At 39.7% G+C, this 23,646-nt stretch carries 18 protein-coding genes and 1 pseudogene; 18 read left to right on the top strand and 1 reads right to left on the bottom strand.

The window, feature by feature from the left end:
- Nucleotides 1-250: 250 nt before the first annotated feature.
- The 5 genes and pseudogenes from FGQ85_RS15595 to FGQ85_RS15575 all read left to right on the top strand — a co-directional run.
- Nucleotides 251-508: pseudogene (locus tag FGQ85_RS15595) on the top strand (UDP-glucose 6-dehydrogenase); the annotation flags it as partial.
- Between the two features lie 798 nt (nt 509-1,306).
- On the top strand, nt 1,307-2,980 hold the full coding sequence (locus FGQ85_RS15590) for a phospho-sugar mutase (protein ID WP_138373910.1): 1,674 nt from the start codon (nt 1,307-1,309) through the stop codon (nt 2,978-2,980).
- 34 nt (nt 2,981-3,014) lie between these two features.
- A complete protein-coding gene (locus FGQ85_RS15585; protein WP_138373909.1) occupies nt 3,015-4,325 on the top strand; it encodes a sugar phosphate nucleotidyltransferase in 1,311 nt (436 codons plus the stop codon).
- A 20-nt stretch (nt 4,326-4,345) separates the two neighbouring features.
- A complete protein-coding gene (gene manA / locus FGQ85_RS15580; protein WP_138373908.1) occupies nt 4,346-5,311 on the top strand; it encodes a mannose-6-phosphate isomerase, class I in 966 nt (321 codons plus the stop codon).
- A gap of 80 nt (nt 5,312-5,391) precedes the next feature.
- On the top strand, nt 5,392-6,765 hold the full coding sequence (locus tag FGQ85_RS15575) for a UDP-glucose/GDP-mannose dehydrogenase family protein (protein WP_138373907.1): 1,374 nt from the start codon (nt 5,392-5,394) through the stop codon (nt 6,763-6,765).
- 135 nt (nt 6,766-6,900) lie between these two features.
- Here FGQ85_RS15575 and FGQ85_RS15570 read toward each other — a convergent pair whose 3' ends face one another.
- The gene (locus FGQ85_RS15570; protein WP_138373906.1) at nt 6,901-8,139 is read right to left on the bottom strand and encodes an IS110 family transposase; all 1,239 of its coding nucleotides are present in this window, start codon (nt 8,137-8,139) and stop codon (nt 6,901-6,903) included.
- Between the two features lie 594 nt (nt 8,140-8,733).
- On the opposite strand from FGQ85_RS15570, the gene FGQ85_RS15565 reads away from it, so the two are divergent.
- From FGQ85_RS15565 to FGQ85_RS15505, 13 genes are all read left to right on the top strand, one after another.
- A complete protein-coding gene (locus tag FGQ85_RS15565) occupies nt 8,734-10,614 on the top strand; it encodes an alginate lyase family protein (protein ID WP_138373905.1) in 1,881 nt (626 codons plus the stop codon).
- A 104-nt stretch (nt 10,615-10,718) separates the two neighbouring features.
- On the top strand, nt 10,719-11,921 hold the full coding sequence (locus FGQ85_RS15560) for a glycosyltransferase family 4 protein (protein ID WP_138373904.1): 1,203 nt from the start codon (nt 10,719-10,721) through the stop codon (nt 11,919-11,921).
- Nucleotides 11,922-11,930: 9 nt separating this feature from the next.
- Nucleotides 11,931-12,242: a hypothetical protein gene (locus FGQ85_RS15555; protein ID WP_138373903.1), complete on the top strand. Its 312-nt coding sequence runs from the start codon at nt 11,931-11,933 to the stop codon at nt 12,240-12,242.
- Complete coding sequence (locus FGQ85_RS19045) at nt 12,235-12,513, top strand: DapH/DapD/GlmU-related protein (RefSeq protein WP_195481784.1); 279 nt, start codon at nt 12,235-12,237, stop codon at nt 12,511-12,513. Before FGQ85_RS15555 ends, FGQ85_RS19045 begins: the two co-directional genes overlap by 8 nt.
- A 5-nt stretch (nt 12,514-12,518) precedes the next feature.
- On the top strand, nt 12,519-13,571 hold the full coding sequence (locus tag FGQ85_RS15545) for a glycosyltransferase family 4 protein (protein ID WP_138373901.1): 1,053 nt from the start codon (nt 12,519-12,521) through the stop codon (nt 13,569-13,571).
- Nucleotides 13,572-13,582: 11 nt separating this feature from the next.
- Nucleotides 13,583-15,475 (top strand): heparinase II/III family protein, encoded by a 1,893-nt coding sequence (locus tag FGQ85_RS15540; protein ID WP_171027994.1) that lies wholly within the window; start codon nt 13,583-13,585, stop codon nt 15,473-15,475.
- Between the two features lie 16 nt (nt 15,476-15,491).
- Nucleotides 15,492-16,616, top strand: a complete 1,125-nt coding sequence (locus FGQ85_RS15535; protein ID WP_171027993.1) for a glycosyltransferase family 4 protein — start codon at nt 15,492-15,494, stop codon at nt 16,614-16,616.
- Between the two features lie 270 nt (nt 16,617-16,886).
- Nucleotides 16,887-17,879: an O-antigen ligase family protein gene (locus FGQ85_RS15530; protein WP_138373898.1), complete on the top strand. Its 993-nt coding sequence runs from the start codon at nt 16,887-16,889 to the stop codon at nt 17,877-17,879.
- A gap of 37 nt (nt 17,880-17,916) precedes the next feature.
- Nucleotides 17,917-18,819: a glycosyltransferase family 2 protein gene (locus tag FGQ85_RS15525; protein WP_138373897.1), complete on the top strand. Its 903-nt coding sequence runs from the start codon at nt 17,917-17,919 to the stop codon at nt 18,817-18,819.
- Nucleotides 18,820-18,872: 53 nt separating this feature from the next.
- A complete protein-coding gene (locus tag FGQ85_RS15520) occupies nt 18,873-20,294 on the top strand; it encodes an oligosaccharide flippase family protein (protein WP_138373896.1) in 1,422 nt (473 codons plus the stop codon).
- 14 nt (nt 20,295-20,308) lie between these two features.
- On the top strand, nt 20,309-21,514 hold the full coding sequence (locus tag FGQ85_RS15515; RefSeq protein WP_138373895.1) for a polysaccharide pyruvyl transferase family protein: 1,206 nt from the start codon (nt 20,309-20,311) through the stop codon (nt 21,512-21,514).
- Between the two features lie 3 nt (nt 21,515-21,517).
- Nucleotides 21,518-23,278, top strand: a complete 1,761-nt coding sequence (locus FGQ85_RS15510) for a thiamine pyrophosphate-binding protein (protein WP_138373894.1) — start codon at nt 21,518-21,520, stop codon at nt 23,276-23,278.
- A gap of 15 nt (nt 23,279-23,293) precedes the next feature.
- Nucleotides 23,294-23,575, top strand: a complete 282-nt coding sequence (locus tag FGQ85_RS15505; protein ID WP_138373893.1) for an NAD-dependent epimerase/dehydratase family protein — start codon at nt 23,294-23,296, stop codon at nt 23,573-23,575.
- Nucleotides 23,576-23,646: the final 71 nt, after the last annotated feature.

Genomic DNA, 23,646 nt, shown 5'->3' with positions numbered 1-23,646 from the left:
AAAAACACATAAAAAGAAACCCCCAATTCCCCCATGAATGGGGGCTAGGGGGCTGAAGTGTCGAAGACACTTTTTTAATGTTTGCCTTTCATGTTGATGAAATCAAAGATGGTTTCATGAGTAATGGAGGTAAAGATAATATCCATAGTTCCCGATGGTCTATGGGAATATGCTGATATAATAATCGCCTTTTCTCTAATCCGTGGGAAAGTTCAAATAAAGTTAGAAGTTAATTGTTGGAGGAAGAATTATGGAGAAAAAATATACAATTGCGGTGGCTGGAACGGGTTATGTGGGCCTTTCCATTTCGGTGCTTCTGGCCCAGCATGAAAAAGTATTTGCGGTCGATATTGTTCCGTCTAAAGTCGAGATGGTGAATCAAAGAAAATCTCCAATCCAGGATGAATACATTGAAAAATATCTGGCTGAGAAAGACCTGGATTTGACCGCTACTTTGGATGCGAAAGAGGCTTATACAGACGCGGACTTTGTGATTATTGCTGCGCCTGCTAATGTCTACTCAACAAACCGTATTGATGTTGCATAGTCGAAAAGAACCTGTTTTACACACTATATGAGGCACTAAAACTAGTTATATTTCACAGCTATATGAACTGAAAATGCCGAGAACTCATACAAAACGCTGAAGTTTTGATCCCTGTGGCACAAAATTGGCACATCTTTTTCAGATGTTATGAGGAAATGACGGAAAACAGGAGAAAACAACAAAAATCCATGAGTTTGTCATTAACGTCTGAAACTGCTGTTGAGTACACTATCTGACCCGCTAATGACACCTACATCATAATGGTTTGTTGAGTCATGAAAAATAGAGAAAAGCAGATGATTTCTACTTCATAAAACAGCTGTTGAGTAGAGCCTGGATGGTGATGATAAATACATGTTTTATCCGGTGAGAGTGAATGATTTGTTCATAGTGAACAATGAATGGTGAGAACTAAGCTGGGTGAGATATACAGTTTTAACAAAACTCATGAGCCGACAAGGTTCGATTCAACAATCCAACACTTAGAAAAAACGTCATTGTAGGGTATACGGGGTGCGACCGTACAAATCAACACTTTGGCTATAGAGGAATAGAGACGAGTGTACTCAACGGATGTTTTATGGAGTAGAAAACAAGGGAAATATGATTGCTGGGGTAGTTGGATACGACAGTATAAGAAAACACTTAGCCGAGTGAGCAGCATGGGGAAAAAGAAATACCATCCATACGGATGTGTACATAGATATAAAGATACTTTTAAGGGATTGGTTCGAGAAGAGCCGGAGGAGTAAATGAATTATGGATATTAAAAAAGAATACGAGCGATGGCTGGTGAATGCAACTGCGGATGCAGATGTTACCGCTGAACTGAAAACGCTGGATGATACAAAAATTGAGGACGCGTTCTATCGTGACCTCGCCTTTGGCACGGGCGGTCTGCGCGGCGTCATCGGCGCAGGCACCAACCGCATGAACGTTTACACGGTGGCGAAGGCTTCTCAGGGCTTGGCCGACTACCTGAAGAAGAACTTCACAGAGCCGTCTGTGACCATCGGCTATGACAGCCGCATCAAGAGCGATGTGTTTGCAAAGGTGGCTGCGGGCGTGTTCGCAGCCAATGGTGTTAAGGTCAATATCTGGCCTGCCCTGATGCCGGTTCCGACCGTGTCTTTTGCGACCCGTTATCTGCACACCTCCGCAGGTGTCATGGTGACGGCTTCTCACAACCCCAGCAAGTATAACGGCTATAAGGTCTACGGCACGGACGGCTGCCAGATCACCACTGAGGCCGCTGCGGAAATTCTGGCGGAGATCGAAAAACTGGATATCTTTGCAGACGTCAAGACCAGTGATTTTGAAGCAGGCATGGCAAACGGCAGCATCCAGTACATCCCGGATGAGGTCTACACCGCCTTCGTGGAACAGGTCAAGAGCCAGTCGGTTTTGTTTGGTGAAGAGGTTAATAAGGATGTGGCCATCGTGTACAGCCCGCTGAATGGCACCGGTCTGAAGCCTGTGACCCGCACCTTGAAGGAGATGGGCTACACCAACATCACGGTGGTCAAGGAGCAGGAGCAGCCGGATGGCAACTTCCCGACCTGCCCGTACCCCAACCCGGAGATCAAGGAAGCCATGGCACTGGGCATGGAGTATGCCAAGAAGTGCAATGCCGACCTGCTGCTGGCAACCGACCCCGACTGTGACCGTGTGGGCATCGCTGTCAAGAACAAGGCAGGCGAGTATGAGCTGCTGACCGGCAACCAGACCGGTATGCTGTTGTTGGACTACATTTGCAGCCAGCGTGTAAAGCACGGCAAGATGCCTGCCGACCCGGTTATGGTCAAGACGATCGTCACCATGGATATGGGCGAGCAGATTGCCACCCATTACGGCCTGCGCACCATCAATGTGCTGACCGGCTTCAAGTTTATTGGTGAGCAGATTGGCAAGCTGGAACAGCAGGGCAAGGCAGACAGCTATGTGTTCGGCTTTGAGGAAAGCTATGGCTACCTGACCGGCTCCTACGTCCGGGACAAGGACGGTGTAGATGGTGCGTATATGATCTGCGAAATGTTCAGCTACTATGCCACTCAGGGCATCAGCCTGCTGGACAAACTGGACGAGCTGTACAAGACCTACGGCTACTGCCTGAACACCCTGCACAGCTATGAGTTCGACGGCAGTGCCGGTTTTGCCAAGATGCAGAGCATCATGCAGGCATTCCGGGGAGATATCAAGGAGTTTGGCGGCAAGAAGGTCGTCAAGTTGCTGGACTATGCTCCGGGTCTGGATGGTCTGCCCAAGTCCGATGTGCTCAAGTTCCTGCTGGAAGATAACTGCTCCATCGTGGTGCGTCCCTCCGGTACTGAGCCGAAGCTCAAGACCTATATCTCTGTCAGTGCAGAAAATAAGAAAGCTGCCGAAAAGGTGGAAACAGAGATTTGCAAGAGTGCTGAAGAGTTCTTGAAGTAAAGAAAATATAGAAGGTTATACGAGGAGAAAACAAATGAATATTATTTTACTTTCCGGTGGTTCGGGTAAGCGTCTTTGGCCCCTTTCCAATGATGTGCGTAGTAAACAGTTCATCAAGCTGTTCAAAAATGATGACGAGTATGAGTCTATGGTGCAGCGTGTGTATCGCCAGATCACCACTGTGGATGCTGATGCAAAGATTACTATTGCAACGAGTAAATCACAGGCAAGTGCTATCAAGAACCAGCTGGGTGAGAAGGCTTCTATTTGTGTAGAACCTTGCCGTCGCGATACATTCCCGGCCATCGCACTTGCCGCAGCTTATCTCAATGATGAACTGGGCGTGGAAGAGGATGAGGCTGTTGTTGTCTGCCCGGTTGATCCTTATGTAGATAACACTTACTACGAGGCCGTCAAGACCCTGCAGGAACTGGCCGAGCAGGGCGGCGCAAATCTGACCCTGATGGGCATTGAGCCAACGGTGCCAAGTGAAAAATATGGCTATATTATCCCGGAAAGCGGCGAAGGCGTCAGCAAGGTCAAGGAGTTCAAGGAAAAGCCGGATAAAGAAACAGCTAAGAAGTATCTGGCTCAGAGTGCGCTGTGGAATGCTGGTATTTTTGCATTCAAGCTGGGATATCTGCTGGATAAGGCACACAGCATGATCGACTTTGAAGATTACCGTGACTTGTTCAACAAGTACGATACCCTGACAAAGATCAGCTTCGACTATGCTGTGGTTGAGAAAGAGTCCAGCATTCAGGTTCTGCGTTATAGCGGCAACTGGAAAGATGTCGGCACTTGGAACATGATGGCGGAGGTCATGGCAGATAAGACCAAGGGTAAGGCCATTCTGGATGAAACTTGTGTAAATACCAATGTGGTAAACGAGCTGAATATCCCTATTCTTTGCATGGGATGTAAAGATCTTATCGTGGCAGCGAGTGGTGATGGCATCCTGATTTCTGATAAAGAACGCAGCGGTAAAATGAAACCCTATGTGGAAAAAATCGAGACAGAGGCGATGTATGCTGAGAAATCTTGGGGTACTTATACAGTTATCGATGTGCAACCAGGTTCTATGACTGTCAAGGTTTCTATGAGAGCTGGCGAGCACATGACATATCATATGCACAACTACCGTGAGGAAGTATGGACGGTTGTGTCTGGCAAAGGTAAGGCAATCGTTGACGGTATGGAGCAGGTTCTCCGTACCGGTGATGTGATTACCATTGCGGCGGGCTGCAAGCATACTGTTGAGGCTATCACTGCACTGGATATGATCGAGGTTCAGCTTGGAGAGGAAATCAGCGTCGCAGATAAGATTAAATTTCCAATGGAATAAAAACAGTGGGAGACAGAATAATGGAAATCATGAAATTGATTCCGACGGGTAAAGATTATTTGTGGGGTGGTACTCGACTTCGGGAAGAATATGGTAAAAAGATTGATTTAACACCATTAGCAGAAACTTGGGAGTGTTCGGTTCATCCGGACGGTTCCAGCTATGTAGCAAATGGTACATATAAAGGAAAAACACTGGCTGAAGTGTTGACAGCACATCCTGAATACCTTGGAACAAAAGTAGAAAACGGTGAACTTCCAGTTTTGGTTAAGTTCATCGATGCCAAGAAAGACTTGTCCGTTCAAGTTCATCCTAGTGATGACTATGCGAGAGAACATGAAGGTGACAATGGTAAGACCGAGATGTGGTATGTCATTGATGCTGACGAAGGATCCAGTTTGATTTTTGGCTTCCAGCATGAGGTAACGGAGGAAATCCTCCGAAAAGCAGTTGAGACCGGAACACTGGATAAGCATTTGCAAAAGGTTCTGGTTCACAAGGGAGATACTTATTTTGTTCCGGCGGGGACTGTACACGGTATTGGTAAGGGTATTTTGGTAGCAGAAATTCAGGAAAGCTCCAATGTGACTTACCGTGTCTACGATTATGATCGCGTGGACAAGAACGGGAAAAAACGAGAACTGCATTTCGATAAAGCTGTGCAGGTTATGAACATGAAGGTGGCACCGGATGTGAGGCAGAAACCGAGAATGGTGAAGTATTATTCTGGTTGCTCTCGTGAATTGCTCTGCCGTTGCAAGTACTTTGAAACGGAGCGGATTCAGGTCACAAAGGGCTTTGCTTTTTCCGTGATGGACACTTCTTTTCAGGTGTTGATGTGCCTTGATGGATATGGAGAAGTACAGACGATGGATGCAGAGCAGAAACCGATGCGATTCAGCAAAGGTGAAACGCTGTTTTTGCCTGCAGGATTGGGCAGATGCTTGGTTGTTGGTGACGCAGAACTGATTAAAGTTCGGTGCTGAAAATTGGTAGAGAATGGGAAACCATTTCTTATATTTCTGATAAAGAAAAGGAGTTATTAAAAAGAAAAGGAGTTATTAAGATGAACATTAGTATTTTTGGTTTGGGTTATGTTGGCTGTGTTGGCGCTGCTTGCTGTGCCAAGCTGGGACATCATGTTATTGGCAATGATGTGTCAGAGAATAAGGTGAATCTGATTAATCAGGGACGTCCGACTATCATCGAGGCAGAAATTGATGAGCTGTGCAAAGAGGCTCACGATAAAGGATTGCTCGAAGCTACAATGGACTATCATTATGCAGTACATAACTCTGAAATTTCCTTCATTGTTGTTGGAACGCCGAGCAGCAAGGAAGGTCATCTGAATCTGAAGTACATCTACGAAGTTGCCCGCCAGATCGGTGAAGCAATGCGTGATAAAGAAGATTTTCATATTGTGGCAATCCGCAGCACTGTTCTTCCCGGAACGAATGCTAAAGTTGGAGAAATCATTGCGGAGACTTCTGGTAAGAAGCGTGGTGAAGGGTTCACCGTTGTGTCCAATCCTGAGTTCCTGCGTGAAGGAACAGCTGTCCAGGACTACATGAATCCGCCGCTCACACTCATTGGCACTGATAACGAAATTGCGGAAGCAAAGTTCCGTGAACTGTATAAGGATATTCCGGGTGAATTTATCTCTACCGATATTGGCGTTGCTGAGATGATGAAATATGTCGACAATACTTACCATGGTTTGAAGATTGTTTTTGCAAATGAGGTAGGTAATATTTGCAAGGCATTGGGTATTGATAGCCATAAGGTTATGGAGATTTTCTGCAAAGATAAGCAGTTGAATATCTCTCCGTATTATTTTAAGCCGGGTTTTGCTTACGGTGGCTCTTGCCTGCCGAAAGATTCTAAGGCATTGCGCACTTTGGCACATGATCTGTATGTTGATTGCCCGGTTATCAATGCTATCAATCCGTCAAATGAACTTCAGAAAAAGAATGCGATTGACATTATTGAGAGCAAGGGCAAACGCAAGATTGGCATTCTTGGTTTGAGCTTTAAGGCAGGTACAGACGATTTGCGCTGCAGCCCTATTATTGATGTTGCTGATGCTTTGCTGGGCAAGGGCTACGAGATTAAAATCTATGACAAGAACGTTGCCATTTCCCAGAAAACCAATACGAACGCAGACTTCATCGCTGCAAAGCTTCCGCATCTGCACGGAATTATTACCGATGATTTGGATTCCGTTTGCTCGGCAAGTGATGTGCTTGTAATTACAAACAAGGGAAAAGAATTTGCAGATGTGCCGGCAAAGTATCCTCACAAAGCAATTGTCGATCTAGTGCGTCAGTTCCAGACGATTGATTACGAAGGAAACTATGAGGGCATTAGCTGGGGCAATATTAACAATAATCCGGCTCAGAATGAAAAACTAGAGCGGGATATGGCTACTACTGAGTTTTAAGTTGTGAGGAGAAGTTTGAAACAAAGAAGTAGAGGTAAACCACTAAAAAAGAGTATAGCAAACAAGCCACCCGAAAATTAGCAATTAGCGGGTGAGAACAACTGCAAAATATAAAGAATAGAGAGATAACAATGACTACTGATTAGTGATTGTATATCCCCGAAGCCTGAGAAGTTCAAGAGCCTGTGATACTGTCAAAGTCTTTTCCTGTTTGACAGGCCTGTGCTCCAGAAATCCTTCCGGGTTGTAAGGCTCAAGTTTGCTCAGCATGTTCCAGATAGCGGTCAGGAGCATCTTGCAGACAGCGATGATTGCCTTTTTATGACCCCGGCGGGATTTGATCCTGTGATACCTCTCTTTCAATTCCGGGTGCTTTTTGGATTTGATCAAGGCATTGGCGACCTGGACAAGAAGAGGTTTCAAATAACTGCCGGCGCGGGAAATTCGCCTGGATTTTACTTTCTGGTTGCTCTGGTCATTACGGGGACAGCAGCCAGCCCAGGAGACAAGATGTTTGGATGACGGGAACACGGACATATCCGGACCAATCTCAGAGAGAATGGCAATAGCAGTCATCGGATTCTTATCTAATCCCGGGAGAGTAGAAAGTAAATCTAAAACGGCAGAAAAAGGTTCTGCGATCTGAAGGATCTCAGACTCGATCTCTTTCCGGTGGGCTTCAAGTTCATCAATGTGAGCGAGGCATTGACGAAGTTTGACAGCCTGTTCGGGAGAGATCGCCCCGTCAACAGCAGCCTGGATTTCAGAGACAGGTGTTTTGCACCGCGGATCTACAAAAGGAGAGACATCAAAAGTTTCGCCCGGATGTTCCAGGATATAGTTGGTAATGGAACGAGCAGACTTTCCAAAGACATCACTGAAAACGTCATCAAGTTTCAGGTTGGAAACAGTCAGGCAGTTCTGGGCCCGGTTCTTTTCGCCGGTGAGCATGTTGGTAAGTTTGACGCGATAGCGGACCAGATCCCGAAGCTGCCGGATTTCCGGAGAAGGGATAAAACTGGGTTTGATCATATCGCACATGAATAAGTCGCAGATCCATTTGGCATCCTTTCGATCCGTTTTGTTTCCCTTTTGCGGCTTGGTATATTTGGGATGAGCCAAGGTGACAAAACAGGACTTTTCCAGGATGTTAAAAACGGGGATCCAATACTTGCCGGTGGACTCCATACAGACTTCGGTACAGGAATATTTGGCAAGCCAGGCAGCTAATTTTCTGAGCCCTTTGGAAAAGGAAGAAAAGCGGGCTTGCTTATACTCTGTACGGCCATTGGGATCGGTAATACCGATGCAGGCATAGATCCAGGTTTTGTGGACGTCAAGGCCACAGCAGTTGTTACGAAAGATTTTAAACATAGGGTTCCTCCTGTAAAGAAATTTGCAGGACTGGCAGGGACTGGTCATCCGGCGAAATCGAGTCAACTTCGGAAGAGATAAGTTTACGGGCTACGGGAATGCGCCAATCATTGATGCCTTAACGGATGGCCGACCTATATAAAAATACGGGGTTGCCGCTATACAGCCCCGCCACTCACCTCCTCAGGTTCTGTAGTATGCCAGTATCCTACAAGAGGAGTATAACAACAAAGAAAGAAGAAGCGAAAGTTTATCCGAGAAAGTTTCATGACCTCATCGGTGCCTTTCGCAGAAAGGTGGTTTATAAGAATGAGAGAATTTGTTGGTATCGAGCAGAAAGATGGATGTACCTATACCACCTAACTCCATTTGCTGCAGTAATCAAAGTCGATAGCCGAATTATTGAGAGGTCTCTTATCAAATAGAGATTGGAAAGAAAATGGTGCTTTCCAATCACGGTATCGGAACTGTGCTAAAATTGGAACGTTAGCGTTTGTTAAACAAGGACATTCTAGCAAACTGCACAAATGCTCAAGTTCTTGCAAAACTTTTGAAATTTAATGAAAATATGTAGAAATTGATGGAGGGTAGGTCATGGCTGATTTTGCGTGGCTTGTGCGGCGGCTTAGGGCAATGAGCCTGCCAGAAGTTGCATGGAGAGTATCACAGAAAGCGATTCAGAAAAATGAAGGAAAGAGATTTAAGTCGCGCAAAACAGCTGTGACCGATACCCTATTCAATGAGCAATTGTCTGCATTACAATTGCAGATGAATGTAGACAGAATGCATTTGAACTGGGATAATCAGCAATATTCATTGAATAAAGGTATACCACTGCTTGGGGGGTACGACTATGAGACTTATAAAAAGCAGTGGAGTGCTGGTTTCCAGACTGACCACGAATGGCCGGAACAATTCAGCTATGATTTGGAATATAAGCAACGGGATGACATTGGTGATGCTAGAACCAACTGGGAATTGAATCGTCATTTCCAGTTTGCATTGCTGGCAAAAGACTATGCGACCAGCGGAGACTCCAAGTATTTAGCGGAACTAACAGAATTGTTTGAGAATTGGAACACAAAGAATCCGTTTCTGTGGGGGATTTCTTGGACAAGCGTTATGGAAGTAGCAATCCGGTGCAGCAATTGGTGTTACGCCTGGTGTTTTTTGAAAAAGGCGAATGCGCCGGAGAAGCTGCTAGGTCAGCTACATACAGGAATTCTGAATATGACGGACTATATCGCAAACCATTATTCAAGATATTCGTCCGCCAACAATCACCTGATTGTTGAAGCTTACGCGATTGGACAGTCAGGAATCTTATGTAATTATATGCCGTGGATGAAACTGGCGGTGGATATTCTCACACGGGAGCTTCCACTACAGAACTATTCCGACGGCATTAATAAGGAATTATCGTTGCATTACCAGTCCTTCTATATGGAGGCAATGGGGCTGATGATGCGACTTCTGATAAAGAATGGTATCGAAGTCCCTGCGACATGGAAACCTATGCTGGACAAAATGTGTTCTTATGTTGCTAACTGCACGGGTGACTATGGGGAAGTCGTGGTATTTGGCGATGATGATGATGGCAAAATACTTGATCTACAGGGAGGGCTAAACCACTATCGGTACGTTCTGGGTCTGTTCAGTTTTATGATGAATAAGCAGTACACGAAACTGGACGACCTGCAATGTGAAAACTTGAATTGGCTGTTCAATGAAGAAGATTGGAATACAGCGCTGAGGAAACAATTGTACTGTCCGCCACTTAGCATGTGCTACAAGGAAGGCGGTAACACCATCCTTAGAAGCAGTGACCGCCGTATTCTTATTGGAATCGACCATGCTGCTTTAGGCTTTGGCAGTATTGCGGCGCATGGACATGCGGACGCGCTGAGTTTTCAGATGTATGTGGACGGGCAGCCCATTTTTGTAGATCCGGGCACATATATCTATCATTGTGAGCTTGAAAGTAGAAACGCTTTCCGAAGGACCGAAAATCACAATACTGTATGTATCGACGGGAAAGACCAATCAGAGATGCTCGGAGCTTTTTTGTGGGGAAGAAAAGCAGAATGTGAATTGATTGATTATTCGGAAAGCCAGCAAAGAGTTGAGCTCACAGCTTCCCATAATGGATATGCCCCAGTAATTCATACCAGAACGTATGCATTCGATGGACACGCTGAGCTGAGTATCACTGACCGAATTAATAATACAAATGATAATAACAAAATACAAATCAATTATATTTTGGCCCCGAATTGTCAGGTGAAAGTCGAGGAAAAAGAGATTGATATTCGCGCTGGTTCGGTTAATGTGAAAATGATTATTGATAATTTGGACGCAAAAATTTGGATAAAAGATTTTCAGTATTCTGCAACATACGGAGAACAGATTGTAACAAGAGGAATTGTAATCGAGGCAGCAGCAAATGATACAGTTGTAAAAATGATTGTTGAATGATGATAAGATTATGGGAAATCAGACTGAGTTAATGAAATCCAGGATATATCGTATATATCAAGAGGAAAGATTAGTTCAATTATTCAAAAAAAGAGAGGATAAAGATGAAGTCTAATAGAAAAGTTCTTATTATTGTTGAGAACCTTCCGGTACCGTTCGATACTCGTGTATGGCAGGAAGCAACTACTTTGGCAGCTAACGGATATACCGTGTCGGTTATTTGCCCGAAGGGAAAAGGATATACGCAGGAAGAGGAATACCTTCAGGGAGTGCATATCTTCCGGCATGACCTTCCAGCAGAGGGGAATGGTGCAGTTGGATACGCAAAAGAATACTTTACTGCACTGAAAGAAGAACTTCGACTAGCAAAAAAGGTATATAAGGAAATTGGCTTTGACGTAATTCATGGTTGCAATCCGCCAGATGATATTTACATGGTTGCAAAACATTTCAAAAAGTATGGTGTGAAATATGTATTCGACCATCATGATATTTGCCCGGAACTTTTTGAAGCCAAATTTGGAAAAACAAGTGGACTCCTGTATAAGAGTCAGTTGTGGTTGGAAAAGCAGACGTATAAGCACTGCACATTTGCTTTCGTAACAAATGAAAGCTATAAGAAAATCGCTATTGAACGTGGAATGATGAATCCGAACAAAGTAATCGTTCTGCGTAGTGGTCCTAAGCTGGATAGAATGAAAATTCAGCCTCCGGTAGAGAATATCAAACGCGGTAAAAAATACATGGTGGGTTACCTTGGTGTCATTGGACAGCAGGAAGGAATTGAGTTTATCTTAGAAGCTGCTAAATACTGCAAAGAAACTCTGAACCGCAATGATATTTTCTGGGGTATTGTTGGTGGCGGACCTCATGTTGCAGCACTTCGTGAAATGTGCAGCAAGATGGGGCTTGACGATTGTGTTGAGTTTACAGGACGAGTACCTGATCAGCAGCTTCTGGACTACTTGAATACAGCAGATGTATGTGTGAATTCTGACACCTACAACAGCATGAATGATAAGTCCACAATGAATAAGATTTTGGAATACATGGCTCTCGCAAAGCCTATCGTTCAGTTTGAATTGACAGAAGGGCATTATTCTGCACAGGAAGCCTCTCTTTATGCAGAGCAAAATAATGCTAAGGATATGGCAGATAAGATTATTTACCTGTTAGAAAATCCTGAGACTCGTAAGAAGATGGGTGAATTTGGTAGAAACCGAGTAATTAACGAGCTGAGCTGGGAACACACTAGTAAGGCCTTGTTGGAAGGTTATGAGAAGTTGTTTACAGGTCAATTTGATTGAGGTATAGAAATGGATAAAATTAAAAAGTTGCGCATGAAAAGAAAAATTTTAATGTTGCGCTTGTACTTGTCTGCTTTTTGGGGAAAAATGGGATATGAAAGAGCTGACATGATTAGAAAGAGCGGTCTTTTTCGCAGAGTGGGAAAAAATGTATATTTTCACCCATATAAAATTCCAACTGAGCCTATGGGAGTGTCATTGGGCGATAATGTTGTGGTTTGCACCGGAGTGGAATTTATTACTCATGATGTATCACATCGAATGTTAAACAATAACCCTCGATATAATGGGGGGGGCAAGCTTCAACTACTTAATGGATAAAATTGAAGTTGGAGATAATGTCTTGATTGGAGCATTTACGACAATTAGATATGGCGTAAAAATCGGAACAAATTGTGTTATTGCGTCAGGAAGTATGGTTATTAAAGATGTACCAGACAATAGTGTCGTAGGTGGAAATCCAGCCAAGTTTATCTGTTCCACAGATGAGTTTGTAGAAAAACGGAAACAAAAACAAGAAATGATGCCCCAATGGAATAATGGAGATAAGGTAGATTATTACAGAAGGCTTTGGGGACAGGAGAATATTTAATAACTATGAAAAACATACTTTTGATTTCAAATCATGTTTTCCATTACCGTCAGAAAGTATATAATGCTTTTGTAGAACGCTTTCATAATGATGGATATGAATTTCATGTGGCGTCAGACAGTTTTCAAGATGCCGGATATAACTTCAAATTTAAAGATCATGTAGTTAAAATGACAATACGGAATTACATTAGTTTAATCGACGAAATAAAGCCAGAATGTGTGATAGTTTTTCTGCATTTGAAAGACTATATCCAGATTCCAGTTATTTTATATTGCAGATTAAGGAAAATTCCAGTTATTTTTTGGAACAAAGGTCTTAGCGTTACAGATGCAAAGAATCCAATTAAAAATTTTGCCTACCATAGAATTCATGATTTGGCCGATGCACTCATTACATATACACCTGATATGAAGGGCAATTTTCAGCAAAAGAACTATAACAAGTTATTTGTTGCTTATAATTCTCTGGATTTTTCTGATATAGATAAAAGTAAATATAGTGACACTATTTCTATCAAGAAAAAATATGGTATAAAAGAAAAGCATGTGATACTTTATGTTTCTAGAATGCAGCCATATAAGAGACCAGAATTATTAGCAGATTTATTTGCAAATCAGGAGGATGTTGCCGTTGTTTTTATGGGTGCTGGAATGACACCTGAATTACAGGCCAAGATTGATGGGGCGGCTAATCTCTACTATTTGGGGCAAAAATATGGTGAAGAGGGTAACGAGGTGTTTGCCATGGGAGATGTTTTTAGCACTCCTGGAAATATTGGGCTATCTATATGTGATGCACTATTTTGGAATTTACCGATTTGTCTTTTGAAAGGTGACCATGCGCCGGAAATATACTATATGAAAGATGGCAGAACTGGATTTCTTGCAGATAACGAGGAAGATTTCAAGGAGAAAACGCTTGAATTGCTGAGCAGCGAGTCAAACCTGACTAGGGCAAAACAAGAGTGTGAGAAAGAGTATCAGGCAGAAGTGAGTATTGATAGAATGTATCAAGGTTTTAGTGACGCAATTGCGTATTGTAAAAAGAGCTATTAATGAGGATTGAAATGAAGATTGTAGATCAAATAATTGAATGTAGAGAAGCATTATTATCTACAAAGCCATCTTATTGGCCTAAATTTTATAAACACACTTATGTAAAAAAGAAAGATAATATTGAAAGTTATTTAGACGTGCCTTCTAATGTACATCCGAAATTATTTGATTTTGATATTAATCTTCTTAAAATTGGCACAAATTTCTGCAAGGAGCAGATAATTTTTCGAGCAGATAAGATTTGTAGTGGTAAGTGCATGGTTTATGAATGTGAGACCGAACAAATTTTGGATATGTGGAACATGGATCCACAAACAGGATACAGATGGCCCAATGAGATATATTATAAAGTTAGAAAAATAACGCCACAGGGATCTGTAGAGCGGGGAAATGATATTAAATATGCGTGGGAATTAAGTAACTCACATTTTCTGGTTACATTGGCTCAGGCGTATGTTTATACGGAGGACATGAAATATATAAATCAGTATTTCATGATCATGGACAACTGGATAAAAAATAATCCTGTGGGTTTTGGCGTTAATTGGTCTTGTACGATGGATGTGGCTTTGCGAGCTATTAATTACATTGTGTCAGCATCCATTCTATCTAAAGTGTATGAGCCGTTTGAGAGTTTATACAAGAAGTATTCGGGAATTCTGTATAGCCATATGCTTTTTATTAGGGATAATCTAGAATACGGATTTGTAAGGGAAAATCATTACCTGTCTGATATAACCGGTCTAAAAATGCTTTCTCAGATTTTTGTTGGAGATGAAAAAGCAGATAGGATTTATTCCTTTGCCTCAAAAAGCTTTATCGAAGAGATTAATTATCAGATTTATAAAGATGGAACCGACCATGAAGCAAGCACATGCTATCACGCCTTCGTGCTTGAGCTATTTGCTATTGGACTAGCTACGGATGAAAGTCTGAGAAAGCAAATGCCCCGAAAGCAAATAGCAATATTCTTCAATATGGTGAAATTCTCTGAAGAGCTATGCGCATTCAATAGATATCCTATAGTTGGCGATAATGACAGCGGTAGGGTATTGGATTTGAATGCAACAAGCGGTTTCAAAGACGTAGTTCCAGTATTTGCAAAGATGCTATTTGATATAAATATTGAAAGAATCAACGAATACAGTTTTATGATTCTTGGAAATAAGCGGCTTGCAATACCTAATAGTTATGAACAGCATAAAGGAGGACTTTTCCAGAAAGGAGGATATGCGATTGCAGATTCTTCTGTTCATAGAGTACTTTTGCATTCAGGAACGATAGGTAGAAAGGGAAAGGGTGGTCATGGACATAATGACCAAACTTCTATCGTAGTAGATAGCTATGGTGCTCCATTCATTATTGATGCAGGTAGCTATGTCTATGAAAGAGATTTGATAGAAAGACATGCGTTTCGCTCAACGGTAGCCCATAATTGTGTAATGCTCGGAGAAGTTGAACAAAATAATATTGTGTGGAGCAAGCCATTTAAGATGCAGAATAATACAAAAGCAAAAATTTCTGCTGAATATAAGGCGGATAAGACGACATTAGTAGGAACGCATTTTGGCTACGAAAAGAAATTCTCAACAATCATTCATAGAGAGATTGAAATTTCTGAGAAATTGGTCATAACGGATATTATTGATGGTAAATATGAGGGAACAATTAGTATGTTGCTGACATTTGATCCATCGGTTTCTGTAAAGATAGCTGATAATATTGTGTACGCATCTTTATGCAATGGGAAAGAAGTCTCTATAAATTTAGATGAGGCGGTTGTAGGAACTATTGTAGATGTAGAGTACTCCCCTGAATATGGAGAAAAGTATCAAACCAAGGGACTAAAAGCTACATGGAGTAAGAATCAGGAAAAATCCTCAAAAAGACTGATTATAATGTGATATGAAAGGAATGGCAATGAAGAAATTAAAAGTTCTGATGGTAGATTATGCTCTTCCACGCAATAAATATGCACATGGTTTATGTACAGAATTATGCAAAAAAGTCGAATTGCAAGTTGCTTGTGACTCGAGAAAAGAAGTTGGATTTGAGCCGACATATACGGTTATTCCAATGCTGTATAACGGTGGAAAAAACAAATATGGAGCGCTTTTTGCATATTTTCTAAGCAATTTTAAATTGGCAGCGATGGTGGTTACAGGTAGATATGATGTGCTTCATGTACAGACTTTCAAAAAGCCTTCGTATGAAATTGCGTTATATAAGAAACTCCATCCTTTTGTCGGCAAGATGGTACACACAGTACATAATGTTCTTCCTCATGAGGAAAAGGACGAAAATCATAAACTGTATAAGAGCTTCTATGATGCATGTGACGAATTAATAGTCCATAATGAGTATAGTAAGCAGCTTTTGATTGATGTTTTTGGTATCACTTCTGATAAGATTACAATTGCTGCACATGGTGTGTATTCAACGCATGTAGCGTCTGATATTGAAAAATCAGATCGTGAGAAATTTACTGTTTTGCTTTTTGGAAAGGTGAGAAAGTATAAAGGCATTGATGTGTTGATTAAATCTGTGCAATATCTTTCTGAAGAAGCAAAAAAGAAGATTAGAATCATAATTGCTGGTGAGCAGTTTAAGGATCTGGATGATACGGATTATGAAGCATTGATTCAGGAATGTAAAGCTGAATCAATTATAGAATTTAGAAATCGTCGTATTAGTGACCAAGAAAAAGCTCAACTGTTTACTGAGGCGGATGTATGTGTGTGTCCGTATCGTGTGATTTTCGGTAGTGGCGTTTTGTTGGAATCATATACCTACAAATGTCCTGTTATTGTTAGTGATGTTCCTGTTTTTTGCGAAGAAACAGATAACGGAAAGACAGGCTTGATTTTCAAAAATGAGGATCCGAAGGATCTGGCAGAGAAGTTAGAACGAATGGTTTGGATGAATTCTGAAGAACGGAAGGAATTTATTACCAATATTCATTCTTTAGTAGAAACGAAATATAACTGGAAAAGTTCCGCTCAAAAAACGCTTCAAGCGTATCAAAAAAAAATAAGAGGTATTTAAGTGAAAATTAGAGTTTGTAAACTATATAGCTTTATTATATGCTTAATACTGTTACTAGACTTTAATTTATGGTATTTGTTTAAGTTACCTACATGGTTATTTACCATGAATTCTAAAAGTAACAAATTTCTGATTGTAATATTAATTTTATTAATGTACATTGATGTTTTGTTTACGAAGCAAGCATCTATCAGAGCATATCGTTATCAGATAAGATACTCAATGATACTTGTACTAACGGTAGTGTTCTTGTCAGTGAGTACAGCCTTTATGTACAAAGCACAAGGAATTAATTCAACAATACGAATTGCAAATGTGTATTTTGTACCGTTGTTAGTGATTCCGATATTATATATATATGAAAATGACCGAAAATTAGATAGCTTAGTGCGAATGGCTGAGTTTGCTACATTTTTATGGTATATTGTTGCTATTGTACAGTACAATGCTTACAATTTTTCAGGAACGGTATTTCTTCATGATTTTTTTGGAAGTGAAGGAGGAGTTGTTTTACGAAACAATACCATTCGATTAACTATGTTTGCATTTGGTAATACTGCAGTAATTTATAATTTTTATAAATTAATTTGTGGCGATAGAAGAAGAATTTGGTATGCAAGTAATTTGATTTTAGGTATAATTTGCGTTGTTCTAATACAGAAAACAAGAATGTACTATTTGGCAGATACTATCGGAGTTATGGTTGTGCTATTCTTCTCCGGGAAGGCTAAAAATGCAAGACTACGAAATATAACAATCTTGGTTGTAGCAATATTTTATCTGTTTGCATCGGGTATGATTGAACAGTTCTTGAGTTCAATATTTGTGGGCAACGATGTTTATAAGTTAAATAGTACAGAAGTAAGAGTTGATGCAATAGGTTATTATATAGCCCGGTTTTTACAGAATCCGCTTACAGGAATGGGATTTGTATCAGAAAGTAAATACCCAACACTGGTTCATGGACCGCTAATGAATTTCTACCTTTCTGATGTAGGTTTTGTAGGTGTGTTGGCTCAAACTGGAATTTTCTCTATTGTGATTTATGTGATGCCTTTGATTAGAATGATTAATGTGTCAAAATTAGCAATAAAGTCCGGGTGCGCTGAGAGATATTGTTTTCAAATTGCATTGACAGTGTATTTTTTAATTACTTCTATATCAATAGCTGCGACTGTTCCTGGATGCGCTGTTGGATTTGCATTTGCAATAGCCTATACGGAAATTGTTAAAAGACAGATACATGAAATGATGAGCTTTTGATTTTTATATAAAGGAATTTTGGAAGGTGGGATAGATAGTGGTACAAGCAAATAATATTGCAGTGATTGTGTTGAATTATAATACACCAGCTTTAACAATGAAAAATGTTGATATTTTATATTCTAAAAATGAAGGTGTTCATGTTATTATAGTTGACAATTTATCTACAGATGATTCATTTGATATACTATCAGAACACTATAAATTGAATTCGGAAATTGATGTTGTATCTTCTGGAGAAAATGGGGGATATTCAAAAGGAAACAATTTCGGTATTAAGTATGCGCTTGGTAATTATCCTCAAATTGAATATGTAGCTATTATGAATCCGGATGTGTTATGTGCAGAGGATAATGTGCTTATATCTTTAGCGGGCATGCTGAAAGAAGATAGAAAATTGGCCGTGTTGGCACCGCTTATGATCCAAGATGATCACATTGTTCCGGTAAAGGTTGGCTGGAAATGTGAGAATAGCTTTAGAATATGGCAAAAAAGATGTTATTGGGCGAACTCACTTCTGAAGAATAGATGTAGCTATGACAAGTTTGAGATAAATGAAGATAAAGTCTTGTATTGTGAAGTAGTTCAAGGTAGTTTTTTTATAATCAAAAGAGCTGTTTTTGAACAGGTCGGTTTTTTTGATGAGAATGTTTTTCTATACTATGAAGAAAATATTTTGGGAAAAAAAATCAAAGCATTAGGGTATAAAGAGGGAACATCACTTTCTTGTACATACATCCATGAGCATCATTTTGAGCCATTGTCTTTATCTAAAGAAAAGCGATTGAAAAGAAGAGAATATGCATCTGCAGAATATTATTGCAAGGAATGCTTAAAATCAAATAATTTTTTGGTTTTTGTTTTGAAACTACAAGCATTTATTAATCTTAACATAGAGCTTCCTTTAGTGTGTATGCTTAAGTGTATAAATAAGAGATAATGAGTTTTCCTGCACCGGCCTTTTTAGTGTAGGCGGAAAGGTAATAATAGCTAATGATAGATAAAATCAAAAATTTTAAGAATTTGTCACCCGTAGCAAAAGCTTCGCTTGCATTGTTATTTGCCAATTTAGTGCTAAAGGGACTTTCAATGATTAGCGGTCCCATTTTTACAAGACTGATGCCTGCAGACCAATATGGTATTGTGTCAACATTTACGTCTTGGCAAACAATGCTTACCACTTTGATAACATTGAATTTAGGCTCTGGCGTTTTTAATAATGGCATGCTCGAGTTTAAAGACGATCGATCAAGTTTTCAGTTTTCGCTGATTATAGTTTCGTGTAGTTCCGCACTTCTTTTTTTGGTGGTCTTCCAAGTTTTTAAACAGCAGCTATTAGAAATATTTGAAATGCCGGAACAATTAGCATATTTGCTGTTTTTATACTATTTCTTTGTTCCTATATTTGGATATTGGAGCGGAAGACAAAGATTTGAATATAAATATAAGTTGCTAACACTTTTAACAATTCTAATTGCCGTTGTATCTCTTGGTCTTGGTGTGATTTCTGTGGTTAGTGTACCAGACGATAATAAAGCAATGGCAAGAATAATCGCAACAGATTTACCTAAAATTGTAGTTGGCTTTATCTTTTTGATTTATATAGGGGTACAAGCTAAATTTAGAGCTAAAATTAAGTATATGGTGTATGCGGTAAAGTTCAATCTACCACTGCTTCCGCATTATTTATCAATGTATGTCTTGTCGAGTTCGGATAGGATTATGATTACAAAGATTGTAGGTGCTGCCTACACGGCCATATATTCTGTTTCGTATACAGTAGGTATGATTATTAATATAGTTTGGACCTCAGTTGAGTCCGCTATTGCTCCGTGGATATACGAAAAGCTGAATGTGAAAGACTATAAAAGTGTTAGAAGTAGAACATTTCAAATTCTTGTTTTCTTTGCTGTTCTTAGTAATTTTTGTGCTCTTTTTGCACCAGAAATAATTTGGATTTTAGCTCCTAAACAGTATTATGAAGGTGTTTATATCATCCCTTCAATAGCAGCAAGTTCATTTTTTATAGCGGCATATTCAATGCATATGCGTGTTGAATTATTCTATAAACAAACAGTTTTTGCGACTGCTTGCACCTGTATAGCCGCGGTGACTAATATTATTTTAAATTATATTTTTATCCCAATGTTTGGCTATATAGCGGCAGGCTATACGACTCTTGTTTGCTACACGCTGTTGTTTGCTCTCCATAGTATCAATGTGCATATGAGAGGCTTCTCTAATGCAATTGATAGTAAAAAAATATGGTCGCTCGCTGTGATTGTTTTGATTACATCATGTTTTATGAATGTAGTATATCGGTACACAGTTTTGCGTTTTGGATTAATACTTATAATTTTGAGCATTCTTATTATTAAAAGAGACGCAATCGTAAAATTATTTAAAAAGAAGTAATTATCAGGAAGGGCGTGAGAAAATTGAGGAAGAGAATTGTCGGATTAATGGGTTGTACAGTGAATAATAAAAATTTGGGCTGTATGGCATTATCATATTCATTAGTTAATTGCATTAATGAGATAGCAAAGAAAGAGTCAATTGATGTTGAATTTGTCTTTTTTGATAATTCTGCAACCAACACTGCAATTACGAAATTGAGAAACCAACTTGGGTTGCTAGATAATCAGGCTATAATTGCTAAAGCACTAGAATGGGATTTTCATACATTGAAAGCGGTTGGAAGAACGATAAAACATTTTCCGGATACAATGAAATCGTTGCAGATTATAAAGTCTTGCGATTTTATTGTTGATCTTACGCAAGGCGATAGTTTTTCCGATATTTATGGGCAGGATCGATTTTATCGGTGGACTGGTGCTAAAGCACTAGTTGAAAAAACGAAAATTCCACTAGTATTAGGACCTCAAACATATGGACCTTTTTTTGACGATAAAGTAAAGAAATTTGCGAAGAGTGTAATAGAGGCCGCAGCAATTGTTATAGCGCGAGATGAAGAATCCAAAGAATATGTAGAATCGTTTTGCTCTAAGAGTGTTTTGTCAACCACGGATTTAGCATTTATGCTTCCGCATAAAAAGGCTGATATAGGTGCACAATCTAAAATTCGTATAGGAATAAATCCTTCTGGCTTATTATGCCGAAATAAAACTGATGATAGTTCATTTGATTCGAAATTTAAGACAGACTATGAAAAGTACATGAATCATATTATTGACTGGCTGAAAAAACAACAGAGCTATGAAATCCATATGATTTCACATGTGGGCAATGAGGCTATTGATTCAATGGGCGGAATCGATGGTGTAATATACCATCAAGAGTGTGCAACACCTATTGAAGTCAAGACTTTGATTTCGTCTATGGACATATTTGTTGGGGCAAGAATGCATGCGACTATTGGAGCGGTTTCTAGTGGTGTGGCTACAATTCCTGTTGCATATAGCCGAAAATTTAGTGGTTTATATGGGGCTTTAGGGTATCCTTATATTATTGATTTGCAGTCGCTTGATACAGAAAAAGCGATAGAGTTAACAAAAGAATATATATTAGGATATATCCAACTGCAATCTGCAACTAGGGCTATAAGAAGTAGAATCCAAACTAAAAGTAATCTCACTCAAGAGATATTTAGTGATTTACTAAGAGGAGAGGCATAAATTATGGAAAGGCATTTTTACACAAGTGAGCGTAATGCTCAAATAGTGATAGCACTTTTGAAAAATCATGGAATACGTAAGGTTATTGCAAGTCCGGGAACAACTAATATTTGTTTAATTGCGAGTATGCAACAAGATCCGTATTTTGAAATCTACTCGGCCGCAGATGAGCGTTCTGCTGGCTATATTGCTTGTGGTATGGCTGCCGAGTCTGGTGAACCAGTCGTCATCAGCTGTACAGGTGCCACGGCATCAAGAAATTATATGCCTGCACTTACAGAGGCCTTTTATAGAAAATTACCGGTGCTTGCAATAACATCGTCAAGAAGAAACTATCGAATTGGACATAACTTTGATCAGGTAACGGATAGAACACAGTTGCCAAAAGATGTGGCCAAATTAAGTGTCCAAGTGCCTTTGGTATATGATAATGAGAGTGAGTGGGCAGATATTATTGCAGTTAATAAGGCAATTCTCGAATTGACCCATCGTGGAAATGGTCCTGTACATATAAACCTTGAAACCAACTATAGTAGAGATTATTCTGTCAAAGAAATACCTGCCGTAAGAATCATCAAGAGAATTGAATATGGTATGGAGTTCCCTAAGATTTCTTATAACAGAGTTGCAATTATGGTCGGTGCTCATGTTGCTTGGAGCAAAGAGTTGACTGAGTGTGTTGATAGATTTTGTGAAACTAATAATGGTGTTGTACTATGTGATCACACAAGTAATTACAAAGGAAGGTATAGAATTTTTGCTAATCTTGCATCGATTCAGAAACAGTACAAGCCTTCTTTTAAGAAAGCAGATTTGGTTATTCATATTGGAGATGTTTCTGCATCAAATTATAATATTGAAACTGAAAATGTGTGGCGCGTCAATCCAGATGGTGAATTGAGAGATCCATACGGCAAACTCAGATATGTGTTTGAGATGAAAGAGGAAAACTTTTTTGCACATTATGTATCCTCAAAGAGAAATTTGGAGTTTTTTAATGCTTGTAAGGAAGAGTGTGAATTAATTTCTAATACACTTCGTGAAAAGATAGATGAGTTGCCTTTTTCCAATGCATGGGCAGCATCTCAAACCGCACATAAATTACCTGATAATTCTGCAATTCACTTTGGAATACAAAATTCGTTAAGATTTTGGAATTACTTTGATGTTAAAAAGAGTGTCTTGGGTTATTGTAACACCGGCGGATTTGGAATTGATGGTAACATGTCTTCTACAATTGGTGCGGCATTGGCTGATCCAAAAAAAATATTCTATTGTGTTTTAGGTGATTTGGCGTTTTTTTACGATATGAACTCCCTTGGCAATAAACATTTACCTAATAATATTAGAATATTGCTTGTAAATAATGGTAAAGGCACTGAATTTAAGTTGAGCGGGAATCCGGGATATTTATTTGGCGATGAAGCGGATAAGTATATTGCTGCGGCAGGTCATTATGGAAATAAATCGAGAGATTTGGTTAAGCATTATTCAGAAGATCTTGGATTTGAATATCTCTCAGCGACTTCTAAAGGGGAATATTTGAAGTTGGTGGACCATTTCACAACTTCTGAACGCTTGGAAAAGCCTATATTAATAGAAATTTTTACAGAGAGCTTTAATGAGGATGCAGCATTAACTTTAATTAGAAATACTGTTGTTGATGAAGCTATTGCGGCGGCCAATAGAGGAAAAAGTGTTGTCAAAAATTTACTCGGTGATAAAAATACCCAAATCGTAAAGAAGCTATTGAGGAAAAAGTAAGGAGGAATAAAATTAATGATATGCTTGATTCTTGGTGGGACAGGCGTTATGGGGAGACATTTAGTTAAGCTTCTCGAAGAGGACAACCATGATGTTTATGTTACATCCAGAAAAAAGATTGATTCTACATCTAAAACCCATTACCTTACAGGCAATGCTCGTGACGATGGTTTTTTAAAATATTGTGTCGATGAAATTAGTAAACAAGAGTCAGATAAAATAGATGTCATCGTTGATTTTATGAGTTATAAAACAGATGAATTTGCTAAAAAAGTAGATTTTCTTTTAAATAACTAAGACTTCCCACACCAATAAGGTGTGTTGAACCTTGAAAATTCAATATTTCAGCCAATAAAAAAGGCATAAAT

Source organism: Pseudoflavonifractor sp. BSD2780061688st1 E11 (genome assembly GCF_005844125.1).
Classification (GTDB): domain Bacteria; phylum Bacillota; class Clostridia; order Lachnospirales; family Lachnospiraceae; genus Sellimonas; species Sellimonas catena.
The sequence above is the reverse complement of the archived record's forward strand: the minus strand, read 5'-3'. Positions and strand labels throughout refer to the sequence as shown.